This is a genomic window from Halorientalis pallida (assembly GCF_049605515.1).
GTDB lineage: Archaea > Halobacteriota > Halobacteria > Halobacteriales > Haloarculaceae > Halorientalis > Halorientalis pallida_A.
The window spans coordinates 2,303,924-2,317,329 of the sequence record NZ_CP187158.1 but is presented as its reverse complement, the minus strand read 5'-3'; the positions used below and the strand labels follow the sequence as shown (position 1 = coordinate 2,317,329).

13 protein-coding genes are annotated in these 13,406 nt (G+C 67.8%); 10 read left to right on the top strand and 3 right to left on the bottom strand.

Annotated elements, in window-relative coordinates:
* The first annotated feature begins 58 nt into the window (after positions 1–58).
* Together ACOZ4N_RS13450 and ACOZ4N_RS13445 are read left to right on the top strand one after the other, a co-directional pair.
* A complete protein-coding gene (locus tag ACOZ4N_RS13450) occupies positions 59–2,260 on the top strand; it encodes an ATP-dependent DNA helicase (RefSeq protein ID WP_424016879.1) in 2,202 nt (733 codons plus the stop codon).
* A gap of 56 nt (positions 2,261–2,316) precedes the next feature.
* Positions 2,317–3,717 carry a PAS domain S-box protein gene (locus ACOZ4N_RS13445; RefSeq protein WP_424016878.1) on the top strand — a complete coding sequence of 467 codons (1,401 nt, stop codon included), beginning with the start codon at positions 2,317–2,319 and terminating at the stop codon, positions 3,715–3,717.
* Here ACOZ4N_RS13445 and ACOZ4N_RS13440 read toward each other — a convergent pair whose 3' ends face one another.
* From ACOZ4N_RS13440 to ACOZ4N_RS13430, 3 genes are read right to left on the bottom strand one after another with little or no spacing between them, the layout of a single operon-like run.
* Positions 3,718–4,239 (bottom strand): 2'-5' RNA ligase family protein, encoded by a 522-nt coding sequence (locus tag ACOZ4N_RS13440; protein WP_424016877.1) that lies wholly within the window; start codon positions 4,237–4,239, stop codon positions 3,718–3,720. It lies immediately after the preceding gene.
* A gap of 40 nt (positions 4,240–4,279) precedes the next feature.
* Positions 4,280–4,495, bottom strand: coding sequence for a hypothetical protein (locus tag ACOZ4N_RS13435; RefSeq protein ID WP_424016876.1), 216 nt, complete (start codon positions 4,493–4,495; stop codon positions 4,280–4,282).
* 55 nt (positions 4,496–4,550) lie between these two features.
* The gene (locus ACOZ4N_RS13430) at positions 4,551–4,733 is read right to left on the bottom strand and encodes a DUF7554 family protein (RefSeq protein WP_424016875.1); all 183 of its coding nucleotides are present in this window, start codon (positions 4,731–4,733) and stop codon (positions 4,551–4,553) included.
* A 357-nt stretch (positions 4,734–5,090) separates the two neighbouring features.
* On the opposite strand from ACOZ4N_RS13430, the gene ACOZ4N_RS13425 reads away from it, so the two are divergent.
* The 8 genes from ACOZ4N_RS13425 to ACOZ4N_RS13390 all read left to right on the top strand — a co-directional run bounded on the left by ACOZ4N_RS13425 (position 5,091) and on the right by ACOZ4N_RS13390 (position 13,406).
* Positions 5,091–6,398 carry an argininosuccinate synthase gene (locus ACOZ4N_RS13425; RefSeq protein WP_424016874.1) on the top strand — a complete coding sequence of 436 codons (1,308 nt, stop codon included), beginning with the start codon at positions 5,091–5,093 and terminating at the stop codon, positions 6,396–6,398.
* Between the two features lie 3 nt (positions 6,399–6,401).
* Positions 6,402–7,982 carry an argininosuccinate lyase gene (gene argH, locus ACOZ4N_RS13420; RefSeq protein WP_424016873.1) on the top strand — a complete coding sequence of 527 codons (1,581 nt, stop codon included), beginning with the start codon at positions 6,402–6,404 and terminating at the stop codon, positions 7,980–7,982.
* Between the two features lie 229 nt (positions 7,983–8,211).
* Positions 8,212–8,376, top strand: coding sequence for a lysine biosynthesis protein LysW (gene lysW, locus ACOZ4N_RS13415; RefSeq protein WP_092658131.1), 165 nt, complete (start codon positions 8,212–8,214; stop codon positions 8,374–8,376).
* Between the two features lie 46 nt (positions 8,377–8,422).
* The gene (gene lysX / locus ACOZ4N_RS13410) at positions 8,423–9,289 is read left to right on the top strand and encodes a lysine biosynthesis protein LysX (protein ID WP_424016872.1); all 867 of its coding nucleotides are present in this window, start codon (positions 8,423–8,425) and stop codon (positions 9,287–9,289) included.
* On the top strand, positions 9,289–10,338 hold the full coding sequence (argC, locus tag ACOZ4N_RS13405) for an N-acetyl-gamma-glutamyl-phosphate reductase (protein WP_424016871.1): 1,050 nt from the start codon (positions 9,289–9,291) through the stop codon (positions 10,336–10,338). Before lysX ends, argC begins: the two co-directional genes overlap by 1 nt.
* Positions 10,339–10,360: 22 nt before the next feature.
* Positions 10,361–11,188 (top strand): acetylglutamate/acetylaminoadipate kinase, encoded by an 828-nt coding sequence (locus ACOZ4N_RS13400; RefSeq protein ID WP_424016870.1) that lies wholly within the window; start codon positions 10,361–10,363, stop codon positions 11,186–11,188.
* The gene (locus tag ACOZ4N_RS13395; protein ID WP_424016869.1) at positions 11,185–12,324 is read left to right on the top strand and encodes an aspartate aminotransferase family protein; all 1,140 of its coding nucleotides are present in this window, start codon (positions 11,185–11,187) and stop codon (positions 12,322–12,324) included. The genes ACOZ4N_RS13400 and ACOZ4N_RS13395 overlap by 4 nt, the downstream gene beginning before the upstream one ends.
* Positions 12,321–13,406, top strand: coding sequence for a [LysW]-lysine hydrolase (locus ACOZ4N_RS13390; protein ID WP_424016868.1), 1,086 nt, complete (start codon positions 12,321–12,323; stop codon positions 13,404–13,406). Before ACOZ4N_RS13395 ends, ACOZ4N_RS13390 begins: the two co-directional genes overlap by 4 nt.

The following is a 13,406-nucleotide window of genomic DNA, read 5'->3' as shown; positions in this document are numbered from 1 at the left end:
GGAAAATCAGTGCTGTGGACGGCGAGACTTTTTGTCCGGGAGCGAACAAGGGGTGAGTGTGTCGAGCGACGGAGACGAGGCCGGCTACGTCCGATTCTTCCCCTACGACGAGCCCTACGACCACCAGCGCGACGCGATGGATCGCATCTACGACGCGCTGGGCGAGGGATCGGACGTGCTGTTCGAGGGTGCGACCGGGACGGGCAAGACCCTGGCCGCGCTGGTGCCGGCCCTGGAGTACGCCCGGGAGGAAGACAAGACGGTCGTCATCACGACGAACGTCCACCAGCAGATGCGCCAGTTCGTTCAGGAGGCCCGCGCCATCACCCAGCAGGAACCGATCCGCGCGGTCGTCTTCCGCGGCAAGGGGTCGATGTGCCACATCGACGTGGGCTACGAGGAGTGTCAGGCCCTGCGGGACACGACCCGCGAGATCGTCGAGAAAGAGCGGGACCTCGCTGAACTGAACGAGCGCGAGTCGACGCTCCTGGAGGACAGTCAGGCCGGGAGCGAGGAGGCCGCCGAGGCCCGCGGGGCGGTGCTGGAGGAACTCGATTCGGTCGAGGCGGAACTCGAAGACCTGCGGGAGAACGGGAACACCTGCGACTACTACTATCACAATCTCACCGGGAATACGGACGACTTCTACCAGTGGCTGTTCGCGGACGTGCGCGACCCCGACGACATCTACGAGTACGCCGAGATGGAGGGCTTCTGCGGGTACGAACTCCTCAAGGAGGGGATGGAGGGCGTCGATCTGGTGGTCTGTAACTACCACCACCTGCTCGATCCGGGCATCCGCGAACACTTCTTCCGGTGGCTCGGCCGGGACCCCGAGGACGTGATCACGGTCTTCGACGAGGCCCACAACGTCGAGGACGCGGCCCGGGACCACGCGACCCGCACGCTCACCGAGACCACGCTGGACAGCGCGCTGGACGAACTCGCCGAACAGGACGACCCCGCGGCCGAAGCCGCACAGAACGTCGTCCGAGCCTTCCGCTCGGCGCTGATCGAGACCTACGACGACGCGCTGGGCTTTGGCGACCGCGAACGGATCGAGGAGAACTGGGAGGACCTCACCATCGCCAACGAGGACGGCCGGGACGATCTGACGATCAACTTCCTGCAGGCCTACACCGGGCCGGGCTACGACGTGGACCTCCAGGCCGCGCTGAAGTTCGCCCGGGCCTTGGACGAGCAGTACGAGGAGGCCTACAAGAACGGCGAGACCAGCACGCGACAGGACTGTCAGACCCTCCAAACTATTCAGTTCGTGATGGCCTGGATGGACGAGGGCGACACGCAGGGCCACTATCCGGTCGTGAGCGTCCGCCGGGACGAGAAAAGCGGCGACGTGTACGGCCGGGCGGAACTCTACCGGTGTATCCCTCAGGAGGTGACCCGCTCGCTGTTCGACGAACTCCACGCCAGTGTCCTGATGAGCGCGACCCTGCGCCCCTTCGAGGTCACCGAGGACGTGCTGGGGCTCGACGAGCCCGAGACGATGGCCTACGGCGCGCAGTTCCCCGAGGAGCGCCGCCGCACCTACGCCGTCGAAGCGCCCGCGCTGTTTTCGAGCGAGCGCGACGACCCCGCGGTGCAGGCCACCGTGACGGACGTGCTGGAGGACGCCATCAGGTTCACGCCGGGCAACACGCTCGCCTTCTTCCCCAGCTACAGCGAGGCCGAGCGCTACCACGACCGGGTGCAGGCCGACGCCGAGTGGTTCCTGGACAGGCCCGCGACCAGCGCCACGGAACTCCGCGAGGCGTTCACCGACAGCGACGAGGGCGTCCTCTTTACCTCGCTGTGGGGGACCCTCACGGAGGGGGTGAGCTTCGACGACGGCGACGCCCGGACGGTCGTCGTCGTGGGCGTGCCCTACCCGCACCTGGACGACCGGATGGACGCCGTCCAGGAGGCCTACGACGAGACCTTCGGCGACGGCGGCGGGGAGTGGATGGGCACGGAGGACGCGGGCTGGGCCTACGCCGTCGAGATTCCGACCGTTCGGAAGACCCGGCAGGCCCTGGGGCGGGTGGTGCGCTCGCCGGCGGACTTCGGGGCGCGCGTGCTGGTGGACAAACGCTACACGCAGGTCGGCGAACGGGAACTGGGCAACTACACGGTCCGGGAGACGTTCCCGCCGGAGGAGCGGGCGGAGATGATCGACATCGATCCCGCGAAGCTGAAGTTCGCGATGCTGAACTTCTACGGCGACATGGACGCCTGGGACGGGGCGCCGCCGAAGCCGTAGCCTGACGACGAATACGTCCGGTTTAACTGGTTCTAGCGCGAAGCGCGCCCCAGCAAATGCCGAGGGAACGTGGATACGGTCGGACACTCCTCGAAGACGCGCCCGACGGGATGGCGCTCGTCGACCCGGAGACCGGGCACATTCGCGACGCGAACGAACGACTGTGTGCGATGCACGGCTACTCGCGGTCGACGTTGCTCGGCCGCCCCGTCGGGACGCTCACCGCCGACGAGTGGACGGCCGACGTGCCGTTACTGGACCGTCTCAGGCGGACGCCCGACGGTGAAGGGTTCACGTGGCGCACCGAACACGAAACCGGGGACCTGCTCCGGGTCGAGATGGCCGTCGCTCACGTCGAGCGGGACGGTGCGACGCGACTCGTCAGGGTGACCGAACGCGACGAGACCACCGACCGGAAGCGACAGAAGCGGGAGCTACAGCGGTTCCGGCGGCTCTTCGACCGACTGCCGGTCGGGGCGTTCCGTGTGACCGATGGCGGCGACGGCGAGTTCGTCGACGTCAACCAGGCGCTGGTGTCGATGTTCCGTGCCGAGTCCGAAGCGGCACTGCTGGGCCGGGAGGCGTCCGAACTGTGTCGAGCCACGGACGACCGGACGGCCATCGCCGACCGCCTCGACGCCGACGGGGAAGTGATCGAACAGGAACTGCGCCTCCGTCGCCTCGACGGTGACCCGTTCTGGGGTTCGGTCAGCGCGGTCCTCGTCGAGGAGGCGGGCGCGGTGTACCTCGACGGCGTGGTCCACGACGTCACGACGCGGAAACAGTACCAGCAACGCCTCGAAGAACAGCGCGACGGGCTCGAAATCCTCAACCGGGTCGTCCGGCACGACATCCGCAACGACCTGCAACTGCTCGTCGCCTACGGCGACCTCCTGGCCGACCACGTCACCGACGAGGGCGCGTCGTACCTGTCGTCGATGAGCGAGAGCGTCGACAACGCCATCGGCCTCACGCGGACCGCACGGGACATCGCCGAGACGATGCTCCGGACCGACGCCGACCCGGAAGCCGTCGCGCTCGGCCCGATACTCGACGAGCAGATCGACGCGGCCGACTCGGCCCACGACGCGACGGTCACCGTCGAGGGATCGGTTCCGGCGGTGCAGGTGCTCGCCGACGAGATGCTGGGATCGGTCTTCCGGAACCTGCTGAACAACGCGGTCCAGCACAACGACACCGACGACCCGACGGTGCGGGTGTCGGTGACCGAGCGCGACGACCGGGTCCGCGTCCGCGTGGTGGACGACGGGCCGGGGATTCCCGACGAGCGAAAGGAGAGCGTCTTCGGGAAGGGCCAGAAGGGCCTCGACAGCGACGGCACCGGAATCGGACTGTACCTCGTCCACACGCTGGTCGAGCAGTACGGCGGCGAGGTCTGGATCGACGACGCGGAGCCACGGGGTGCAGTGATCACCGTCGAACTCCGCACGGCGTAGTTACGCCGGCAGTGAGACGCCGCTGACCTGCGTGATGCGCTCGGAATCCCAGAAGACGAGTTCGTCGACGGTCCACTCGATGGGATCGATCTCCCGGGCCTGCAGTTGCTCGGCGGCGGCCGGATCACCGCCGCGGGCGATGGTGACGTGAGGGCTGTAGCCGTCGCCTTCGATGTCGTCGACGGGATCGAACACCGTACAGAGCTCGTCGTGGAGGGCGTGGAGCCCCTCGCTCTCGACGTTCAGGTAGACGACGGGAGAACTGCCGACGGGTGCCTCCTCGAAGATCTCGATCCCGGTGATCCGGGCGTCGAACGGGGCGGTGCCGGCGAGGGCTTCCCGGGTGCGGGCCTCCAGGCGGGCGTACTCGCTGGGACCGTCGCCGCCGAGTCGCTTGACGCCCAGCGTGTGGCGGCCCCGGTCGCGGGTGTGTGCGGTCGGGAGTTCCGTCGCTAACTCGCCCGCGAGGGCCGCGACGGACGACGGGACCGGAACGTTCAGACTGTACACGCGTGTCTCCATCCACGGCCCTGGCGGTCAAAGGACTGCTGGTCGCGACCGCTCAGAAGTTCGCGATGAACAACAGCCCCGCCGAGACGAACCCCAGCAGGACCAGCAACAGCGGGAACAACGGAATCACGATCCCCCAGTAGTTGGCCAGTCCCTCGAAGATGACCATCAACTGGAGTAACCCCAACCCCAGGAAGATAAAGAGGTTTCTGACCTTCGTCGCCGTAACACGGCCCTCGCTGGCCGTCGTAACTTGCCCCTCGCCCATATCGGTGATATCTACCGGTTTCAGCTTAAATCCCATGGTTCGACAGGCGCGGTCGTCAGATACGGTCGAGGAAGTAGAGGACGATGAGGGCGACGACCACCAGCGCGAGGACGGGGCCCGCGAGGCCGACGACGAAGCCGACCAGTTCCTCGACGACCTCGACGACGAGCAGGACGATCACCAGTATCAGCACGATCTTGAGCAGGTCGTCGGTGTCGAGCGCGCCGCGGAGGTTCATGTCGAGTGCTGGGAGCGATGGGGGCAAAGGGATTGTGGCCATCGGGTGCCGTGGGCCGGGACCGACGCTCTGTCCGGAATCGTGGTGTGTCACCGCGGGCCACGGGCTCGGTATCTCGGAAGGTTTTAATACGAATCTCCGGTAGTGGCGAGTACATGACACGGACCTGTGGAACCGGCTCGCTGGCGGGCGAGACCGGCGGGTCCGTCCACCTTCTCCCGCGACCGCGACGTTTCCGACGACGGGGCCGTTAGGCCCACCTCATTCCCACTTCACCCCACGGTCGTTTCGTCTCGAACCGCCCACTGACTGGTGCCGGGCGGTCCGCACTATACCCCGACTCACCACACCACACACATGCCAGAACCCGACGACATCGAAGGAACCGTCGCGCTCGCCTTCTCGGGCGGGCTCGACACGACAGTCTGTGTACCGCTACTGAAAGAAGAATACGGCTACGACGACGTGATCGGCGTCACCGTCGACGTGGGCCAACCGGCCGAGGAGTTCGACGAGGCCGAGGAGACCGCCGAGGCGCTGGGCCTCGATCACTACGTGGTCGACGCGAAAGCCGAGTTCGCCGACCTCTGTCTGGACGCCGTCAAGGCCAACGCCACCTACCAGGGCTACCCCCTCGGGACCGCGCTGGCCCGCCCGGTCATCGCCACCGCCATCCTCGAAGTCGCCGAGGAGCAGGGCTGTACCGCCCTCGCACACGGCTGTACCGGGAAGGGCAACGACCAGTTGCGCTTCGAGACGGTCTGGCGGGACTCGGACCTGAACGTCCACGCGCCCGTCCGCGAACTCGGCCTGACCCGCGAGTGGGAACAGGAGTACGCCGAGGAGAAAGACCTGCCCGTGGAGGGCGGCGACGGCGGCCGCTGGAGCATCGACACGAACCTCTGGAGCCGCTCGGTCGAGGGCTCGGAACTGGAAGACCCCAGCCACGTCCCCGGCGACGAGATCTACGACTGGACGGAGAGCCCCAGCGGCAAGGAGGCCGAACTGGTCGACATCGAGTTCGAGCAGGGCGAGGTCGTCGCCGTCGACGGCGAGGAGCTGAGCCCCGTCGAAATCATCGAACAGCTGAACGAGCAGGCGGGTGCCCACGGCATCGGTCGCACCGACACGATGGAAGACCGCATGCTCGGCCTGAAAGTGCGCGAGAACTACGAGCACCCAGCCGCGACGGTCCTGTTGGCGGCCCACGAGGCCCTCGAAGGGCTCGTCCTCACCAAGGAAGAACGCAGTTTCAAGACACAGATCGACCAGGAGTGGGCCGAGAAGGGCTACCAGGGCCTCGTCAAAGCGCCGCTGTTCCGCGCGCTCGAAGGGTTCATCGAGGAGACCCAGAAACGCGTCACCGGTACCGTCACTGTCAAACTCGAAGGCGGGCAGGCCCGCCCGGTCGCCCGCGAGAGCGAGTACGCCTGCTACGCGGAGGGCCAGGCCTCGTTCAACACGGAAGCGGTCACCGACGACATCGAACAGGCCGACGCCACGGGCGTCGCCAAGTACCACGGCTTCCAGGAGCGCCTGGCGAACAAGGTCAGCGAGTCCGTCGACAGTGCGGCCGCCGAGGCCGTGACCGACGGCGGTCCCGCGAGCACCGCGAGCGGGACGCCGTCGGACGGAACGTCCGACGGAAGTAACGACGACAACTGAACCATGAGCGAGGAACCCACTGACGGCGGGTCGAACGAGGCGAACACGGACAGCGAGGAGCAAGGCTCCTCGAACCCCCGCTCGCAAGCTCGCGGGGACACCGTCGGAGCAAGCTCCGACGAGCCCCCGGTCGCTGACGCTCCCGGGGACGTGGTCCGCCGGGACCGCTTTTCCGGCGGCCCCGCCCGTGGGTTCCTCTCCTCGCTCGCGGCCGACGAGCGCATCTTCGCCGCCGACCTCGCCGTGGACCGGGCCCACGTCGTGATGCTGGCCGAGCAGGGCATCGTCGACGCCGACGACGCCGGGGCGATCCTCGCGGCGCTGGACGAGATCGAGGACGCGGGCCACGGCGCACTGCCCGACGGCGAGGACGTACACGCCGCCATCGAGACGGCGGTGATCGAGCGCGTCGGTCCCGAGGGCGGGCGGATGCACACCGCCCGCTCGCGCAACGACGAGGTGGCGGCCTGTATCCGCTACCGCCTGCGCGAGGACCTGCTCGACGCGGTCGAGACGGTCGTCGGGGCGCGCGAGCAACTGCTCGACGCGGCCGACGAGTACGCGGAGACGCTGATGCCCGGGTTCACCCACCTCCAGTACGCACAGCCGACGACGGTGGGTCACTACCTGCTCTCCTACGAGCGGGCGCTGGCCCGGGATACGGAGCGGTTGCTCGGGGCCTACGCCCGGACCAACCGCTCGCCGCTGGGCGGGGCGGCCTTCGCCGGGACGCCCTTCGACATCGACCGCGAGCGGACCGCCGAGTTGCTCGGGTTCGACTCCGTACTCGGGAACTCGATGGATGCCGCCTCCGCGCGCGATTTCCTGCTAGAGGCGACGACGGCCTTCGCCAACCTGGCGACCACGCTGTCGGGACTTTCCGAGGACATCGTGATCTTCGCGAACGACGGGTACGTGGACCTCTCGGACGATTACGCCTCGACCTCGTCGATCATGCCCCAGAAGAAGAACCCGGACACGCTGGAACTGGTTCGGGCCCGCGCGGGCGACGCCCACAGCGCGGTCTCCGGACTCCTGACGACGCTGAAGGGACTGCCTCGCGCGTACAACCGCGACCTCCAGCGGGCGGGCCAGTACGGCTGGGAGTCGGTCGATGCAGTGATCGAGGCAACCGAGGTCGCCGCGGGCGCGGTCGCGACCGCCGAGTGGAACGAGGATCTGCTGGCCGCGGAGGCCGGCGCGGGCTTCTCGACGGCGACGGGCGTCGCGGACCTGCTGGCGATGGCGGGGTTGCCCTTCCGGACGGCGCACGAACTGGTCGCAGTCGCGGCCGAGCGGTCGGCCGATCCCGACTACGAGACGCTGGACGCGGCCGCCCGGGAAGTACTCGACGAGTCGCTGTCGGCGCTGGTCGACCGCGAGGCCGTCGAGGACGCACTCGACCCCGCCGCGAGCGTGGCGAGCCGGGACTCGGCCGGCGGCCCTGCGCCCGACGCAGTGGCCGACCAGCTAGACGCGGCGCGGGCGGACCTCGCCACCGACCGCGAGCGGCTGGTCGACGAGCGGAACGCGCTGGCCGACGCCGAAAAGCGGCTCCGCGAGGAGGTGGCTGGCTATGTCTGAGTCCCGACCCGTTCGGCTGCGACGCGAACTCCCGCGAGTCCGGGGCGCAGCGGCCCCCGCACCGCGACCGCCATCCCCGCGAGGGGATGAATTACCAGAATCATGATACAGGATTCATGAAACGCCGCCACGGTCGCTTTTCCTACGGTTAGACGGTAGTTTGGGTCGTTAATTCTTCTCGACAAGTCCGAAGGGTTTAAGTGGTAACGAGCGTGACTTGCAGGTACCAATGACGGAATGCATCGAGTGTGGGGCCGAGGTTACCCTGCACGACGACCTGGAAGTTGGAGAGATCGTCGACTGTTCGACCTGCGGTGCGGAGCTGGAAGTCGTCGACACCGACCCCGTCGAGCTGGACTCGGCACCCGAGCTCGAAGAGGACTGGGGCGAGTGAGCGTGCGTTCGGCCGCGCGGTCCGGTCGCCGCCGGCCGGTGATACAATGAACTTCGGCATACTCTACTCGCGCATCCGCAAAGACGAGAAGCTCCTCCTCTCGGAGCTTCGTGACCGGGATCACGAGGTCACGAAGATCGACGTTCGCAAACAGCAGTTCGGACTGTCCGAGCCGCCTGCTGACTTCGAGGGCGTCGACCTCGTGGTCGACCGGTGTCTCGCGACCAGCCGGAGCGTCTACGCCACGCAGTTCGTGGACGCCTACGACATCCCCGTCGTCAACCACCCCGACACTGCCGGGGTGTGTGCCGACAAGGCCAAAAACAGTCTCGCGCTGGTCGAGAACGAGGTGCCCACGCCCGAGACGACCGTCGCGTTCACCAAGGACGCGGCCATGGAGGCCATCGAGGAGTTCGGCTACCCCTGCGTTTTGAAGCCCGTCGTGGGCTCGTGGGGCCGCCTGATGGCCAAGATCGACAGCCGGACGGCCGCCGAGGCCATCCTCGAACACAAAGAGACTCTGGGCCACTACGAGCACAAGGTGTTCTACGTCCAGGAGTACGTCGAGAAGGGCGGCGAGGACATCCGCGTCCTCGCCACCGACGGCGAACCCGTCGCCGCGATGGTCCGCTCCTCGGACCACTGGATCACCAACGCCGCGAAGGGAGCCGAGACCGACGAATTCGGCCTCGACGACGAGGCGCTCGACCTCGTGGAGCGGGCCTCCGACGCGGTCGGTGGCGGCCTGCTGGGTGTCGACCTCATGGGTACCGAAGACGGGTACACCGTCCACGAGGTCAACCACAACGTCGAGTTCAAGGCGCTGAACGAGGCGACCGACGTGGACGTGCCCGCTCGCGTCGTCGACTGGCTGGAGACGAAGGCCGAGCAGGAACAGGAGGTGAGTGCCTGATGAGTTCGGATACCTCCCTCACTGCGTCGGTCGTGGGCGGCACCGGCTTCACCGGCGGCGAACTCCTGCGCCTGCTCGCTGGCCACCCCGAGTTCGAGATCGTCCAGGCGACGAGTCGCTCGAAGGCCAACAAGACGGTCGGCCACCAGCACCCGAACCTGCGGGATCTGGACCTGCGCTTTTCGGATCCGGAGGACCTCGAATCGGTCGACGTGCTGTTCGCCGCGACGCCCCACGGCGTCACGATGGAACAGATCGACAAGTTCCGCGAGGCCGCCGGCACCGTCGTCGACCTGTCGGCGGACTTCCGGCTCGACACCGAGGCACAGTACGACGAGTGGTACGACGGCCACAGCAGACCCGAACTGCTGGAGAAAGCCGAGTACGCACTGCCCGAGTTGAACCGTGAGAACCTCGAAGGGGCCGAGATCGTCGCTTCGGGCGGCTGTAACGCCACCGCGACGATCATGGGGCTCATGCCCCTGTTCGAGGAGGGCGTCCTCGACGGGGACGAGCAGATCGTCGTCGACGTGAAAGTCGGGTCCTCGGAGGGCGGTGCCGGCGGCGGGGAGGCCTCCAGCCACCCCGAGCGGTCCGGCGTCGTCCGCCCGTACGCGCCCACCGGCCACCGACACGAGGCCGAGATCGAGCAGTTCCTCGGCGTGAACGTCTCGTTCACCGTCCACGCAGTGGAGATGATCCGCGGCGCGAGCGCGACCTGTCACGTCTTCCCGAACGGCCCCGTCTCGAAGGGCGACCTCTGGTCTGCCTACCGGGGCCAGTACGAGGACGAACCGTTCGTCGAACTCGTCGCGGGCGGCGGTGGCGTCTACCGCTACCCCGAGCCCAAGGCCGTCGCAGGGACCAACAAGGCGGAGGTCGGCTTCGAACTCGACCCCGGCAACAAGCGCCTGGTCGTGTTCTCGGCCATCGACAACATGATGAAGGGCTCGGCCGGGCAGGCCGTCCACGCCGCCAACGTCGCCCTGGGGCTGGAGGAGACGGCAGGACTGGACTTCCAGGGCCTGCACCCCGTGGGTTCCCCGTAGCAACTGGAGAGGTGTTTTCGTAATGACTACAGTTATCAAAGTCGGTGGCGCTCGCGCGGTCGACCCCGCGGGTGCCCTTTCGGATGTCGCAGCACTGGACGACGACGGCGAGGACGTGGCGGTCGTCCACGGCGGATCGACCGCTGTCGACGACACGCTGGAGCGACTCGGCATCGAACCGGAGTACGTCGAGACGCCGAGCGGCGTCGTCGGTCGGTTCACCGACGCCGAGACGATGGAGGTGTTCGAGATGGTCTTTGGCCACCTCAACACGCAACTCGTGGCCGGCCTGCAGAGCCTCGACGTGGACGCCGTCGGTCTCAACGGCGTCGACGGGAAACTCCTGCACGGGCCCCGGAAGTCCGCCGTGCGGGTCGTCGAGGACGGCAAGAAGAAGATCAAACGGGGCGACCACTCCGGGACGATCAAGCAGGTCAACGGCGACCTGCTGGAATCGCTCCTGAGTGATGGCTACGTCCCGGTCGCGGCCCCGCCGATGGCCGGCGCGGATGATGGGGACGTGATCCCCGTCAACACGGACGCCGACCGGTCGGCGGCGGCGATTGCGGGCGAACTCGGCGGCACCCTCGTGTTGCTGACCGACGTGGCAGGCGTCTACGAAGATCCCGACGATCCCGACACGCTGATCGAGACCGTCGAGACGAGCGCGGAGTGGACGGCGCTGGAAGACGCCGCCGAGGGCTTCATGAGCCGGAAGATCATGGCGGCCGAGGAGGCTCTCGACGCGGGGGCCGACGAGGTCGTGATCGCGGACGCCAACGCCGACGAGCCGATTCTCTCGGCACTCGACGGTGGCGGTACACACCTGTATCAGGAGGCACTACAATGAGCGGATTCGTCTTCAACGAGAAACCCATACAGATCGAACGCGGCGAGGGAGCGTACCTCTACGGCGACGACGGCACCGAGTACCTCGACATGGGGGCCAGTTACGCCTGCGTCCCGCTGGGGCACAACCATCCCGCGGTCGACGAGGCCGTCCGCGAGCAGTTCGCGGACCTGACCTACGTGCAGGCGTCCTACCCCGTCGAGGCCCGCACGCGGCTGTACGACCTGCTGGCCGACACCGCGCCCGGCGACATCGACTACACGTGGCTCTGTAACTCGGGCACGGAGGCCAACGAGGCGGCGCTGAAGTTCGCCCGCTCGGCCACGGGCAACTCCAAGATCGTCGCGACGATGCAGGGGTTCCACGGCCGGACGATGGGCGCACTCGCCACGACGTGGAAAGACAAGTACAAGAAGCCCTACGAGCCGCTGATCGGCGACGTGGAGTTCGTCCCCTACGACGACTCCGAGGCAATGGAAGACGCCGTCGACGACGACACCGCGGCGGTCATCGTCGAACCCGTCCAGGGCGAGGGCGGTATCAACCCCGCGAGTCGGGACTTCCTCCAGCGGACACGGGAGGTCACCGAGGACGTGGGCGCGGCGCTGATCTTCGACGAGGTCCAGACCGGCATGGGCCGGACGGGCAGTCTGTGGGCCTCGGAGTGGGCCGACGTGGTGCCCGACATGATCACGAGCGCCAAGGGGCTGGGCAACGGCCTGCCCGTCGGCGCGACGCTGTGCCGGGAGTGGATCGCCGAGAACTACGGCTCGCACGCCTCGACGTTCTCCGGTGGTCCCGTCGTCAGCGCCGCGTCCGAGGCGACCGTCGAGACGATCCTCGACGAGGGGATCACCGAGAACGCGGCTCACATGGGGTCGTACATTCAGGAACGCCTCCACGTCGAACTCGACGAGCACGTCCGGGAAGTGCGGGGCGAGGGCCTGATGATCGGCGTCGAGGTCGGCCGCGGGGCCAACCGCGTGCTGAAGGACCTGGCGCTCGACCACGGTGTGCTGGCGCTGCCGGCCGGCCGGACGGTCGTCAGACTCCTCCCGCCGCTGACGATCACCGAGGACCACGCCGACGAGGTCGTCGACGCGCTCACTGCCACCATCGCGGAGGCAGACGGATGAGCGAAACCCAGTTCACCAGCCAGAGCAGTATCGACGTGGACGGGGAGGCCCGCCAGCTGCTCGTCGACCTCGTCTCGACGCCCTCGGTGTCGGGGGAGGAACGCCGCTGTGCGGAGGTGCTGGTCTCGTACTTCGAGGAACACGACCGCGAGGTCTGGATCGACGAGGCCGGCAACGTCCGCGCGCCCGCCGACGACGGCGTCCTGCTGACCTCTCACATCGACACCGTGCCCGGCGACATCCCCGTCGAGATCCGCGACGCCGAGGACGGCGACGACGACGCCCTCTGGGGCCGCGGGAGCGTCGACGCGAAGGGGCCGCTGGCGGCGATGGCCGTCGCCGCGGTCGAGACGGGCGCGTCCTTCGTCGGCGTCGTCGGCGAGGAGGTCGACTCCCGCGGCGGGCGCTTCCTCGTCGAGGACCGGGAGTCGGCACCCGACGCCGTGATCAACGGCGAACCCTCCGGCTGGGAGGGGATCACGCTGGGCTACCGTGGCCTCGTCGCGGGGACGTACGTCGCGACCAGCGAGTCGGGACACACCTCCCGTCCGGAGAACAACGCCGTGCAGGACGCTATCGCCTGGTGGTCCAGCGTCGAGGAGGAGTTCGCGACCGACGAGTGGGAGGCCGTCTTCGAGCGGGTGACGCCCAAACCCACGAAGATCGAGGGCGGACTCACCGACGACGGGCTCTCCGTCGAGGCGACGATGGAGGTCCAGTTGCGCGTGCCCCCGAGCATGAACACCGAGGAGGTCATCGAGATCACCGAGGGGTATCTGGACGTGGCCGACCGGGTCCACTGGAAAGACCGGGTCGAACCCGTGATGATGTCGCCCCGGACGGACGTGGCGCGGGCGTTCCGCGCGGCCATCCGCCAGACCGGGGGCGATCCTCGCCTGCTCCGGAAGACCGGCACAAGCGATATGAACGTGTACGCACAGGAGTGGGACTGTCCCATGGTCACCTACGGTCCCGGCGACTCAGACCTCGATCACGCGCCCAACGAACACCTCGAACTCGCCGAGTACGACCGTTCGGTCGAGGTGCTGGAGACGGTCGCCCGGCGGCTCCTGGAGGAGTAG

What these genes read in the sequence shown, in the direction of transcription:
- ACOZ4N_RS13445 (WP_424016878.1), top strand. Translation starts at nt 2,317, where the DNA reads ATGCCGAGGGAACGTGGATACGGTCGGACACTCCTCGAAGACGCGCCC.
- ACOZ4N_RS13440 (WP_424016877.1), bottom strand. Translation starts at nt 4,239, where the DNA reads ATGGAGACACGCGTGTACAGTCTGAACGTTCCGGTCCCGTCGTCCGTC.
- ACOZ4N_RS13435 (WP_424016876.1), bottom strand. Translation starts at nt 4,495, where the DNA reads ATGGGCGAGGGGCAAGTTACGACGGCCAGCGAGGGCCGTGTTACGGCG.
- ACOZ4N_RS13430 (WP_424016875.1), bottom strand. Translation starts at nt 4,733, where the DNA reads ATGAACCTCCGCGGCGCGCTCGACACCGACGACCTGCTCAAGATCGTG.
- ACOZ4N_RS13425 (WP_424016874.1), top strand. Translation starts at nt 5,091, where the DNA reads ATGCCAGAACCCGACGACATCGAAGGAACCGTCGCGCTCGCCTTCTCG.
- argH (WP_424016873.1), top strand. Translation starts at nt 6,402, where the DNA reads ATGAGCGAGGAACCCACTGACGGCGGGTCGAACGAGGCGAACACGGAC.
- lysW (WP_092658131.1), top strand. Translation starts at nt 8,212, where the DNA reads ATGACGGAATGCATCGAGTGTGGGGCCGAGGTTACCCTGCACGACGAC.
- lysX (WP_424016872.1), top strand. Translation starts at nt 8,423, where the DNA reads ATGAACTTCGGCATACTCTACTCGCGCATCCGCAAAGACGAGAAGCTC.
- argC (WP_424016871.1), top strand. Translation starts at nt 9,289, where the DNA reads ATGAGTTCGGATACCTCCCTCACTGCGTCGGTCGTGGGCGGCACCGGC.
- ACOZ4N_RS13400 (WP_424016870.1), top strand. Translation starts at nt 10,361, where the DNA reads ATGACTACAGTTATCAAAGTCGGTGGCGCTCGCGCGGTCGACCCCGCG.
- ACOZ4N_RS13395 (WP_424016869.1), top strand. Translation starts at nt 11,185, where the DNA reads ATGAGCGGATTCGTCTTCAACGAGAAACCCATACAGATCGAACGCGGC.
- ACOZ4N_RS13390 (WP_424016868.1), top strand. Translation starts at nt 12,321, where the DNA reads ATGAGCGAAACCCAGTTCACCAGCCAGAGCAGTATCGACGTGGACGGG.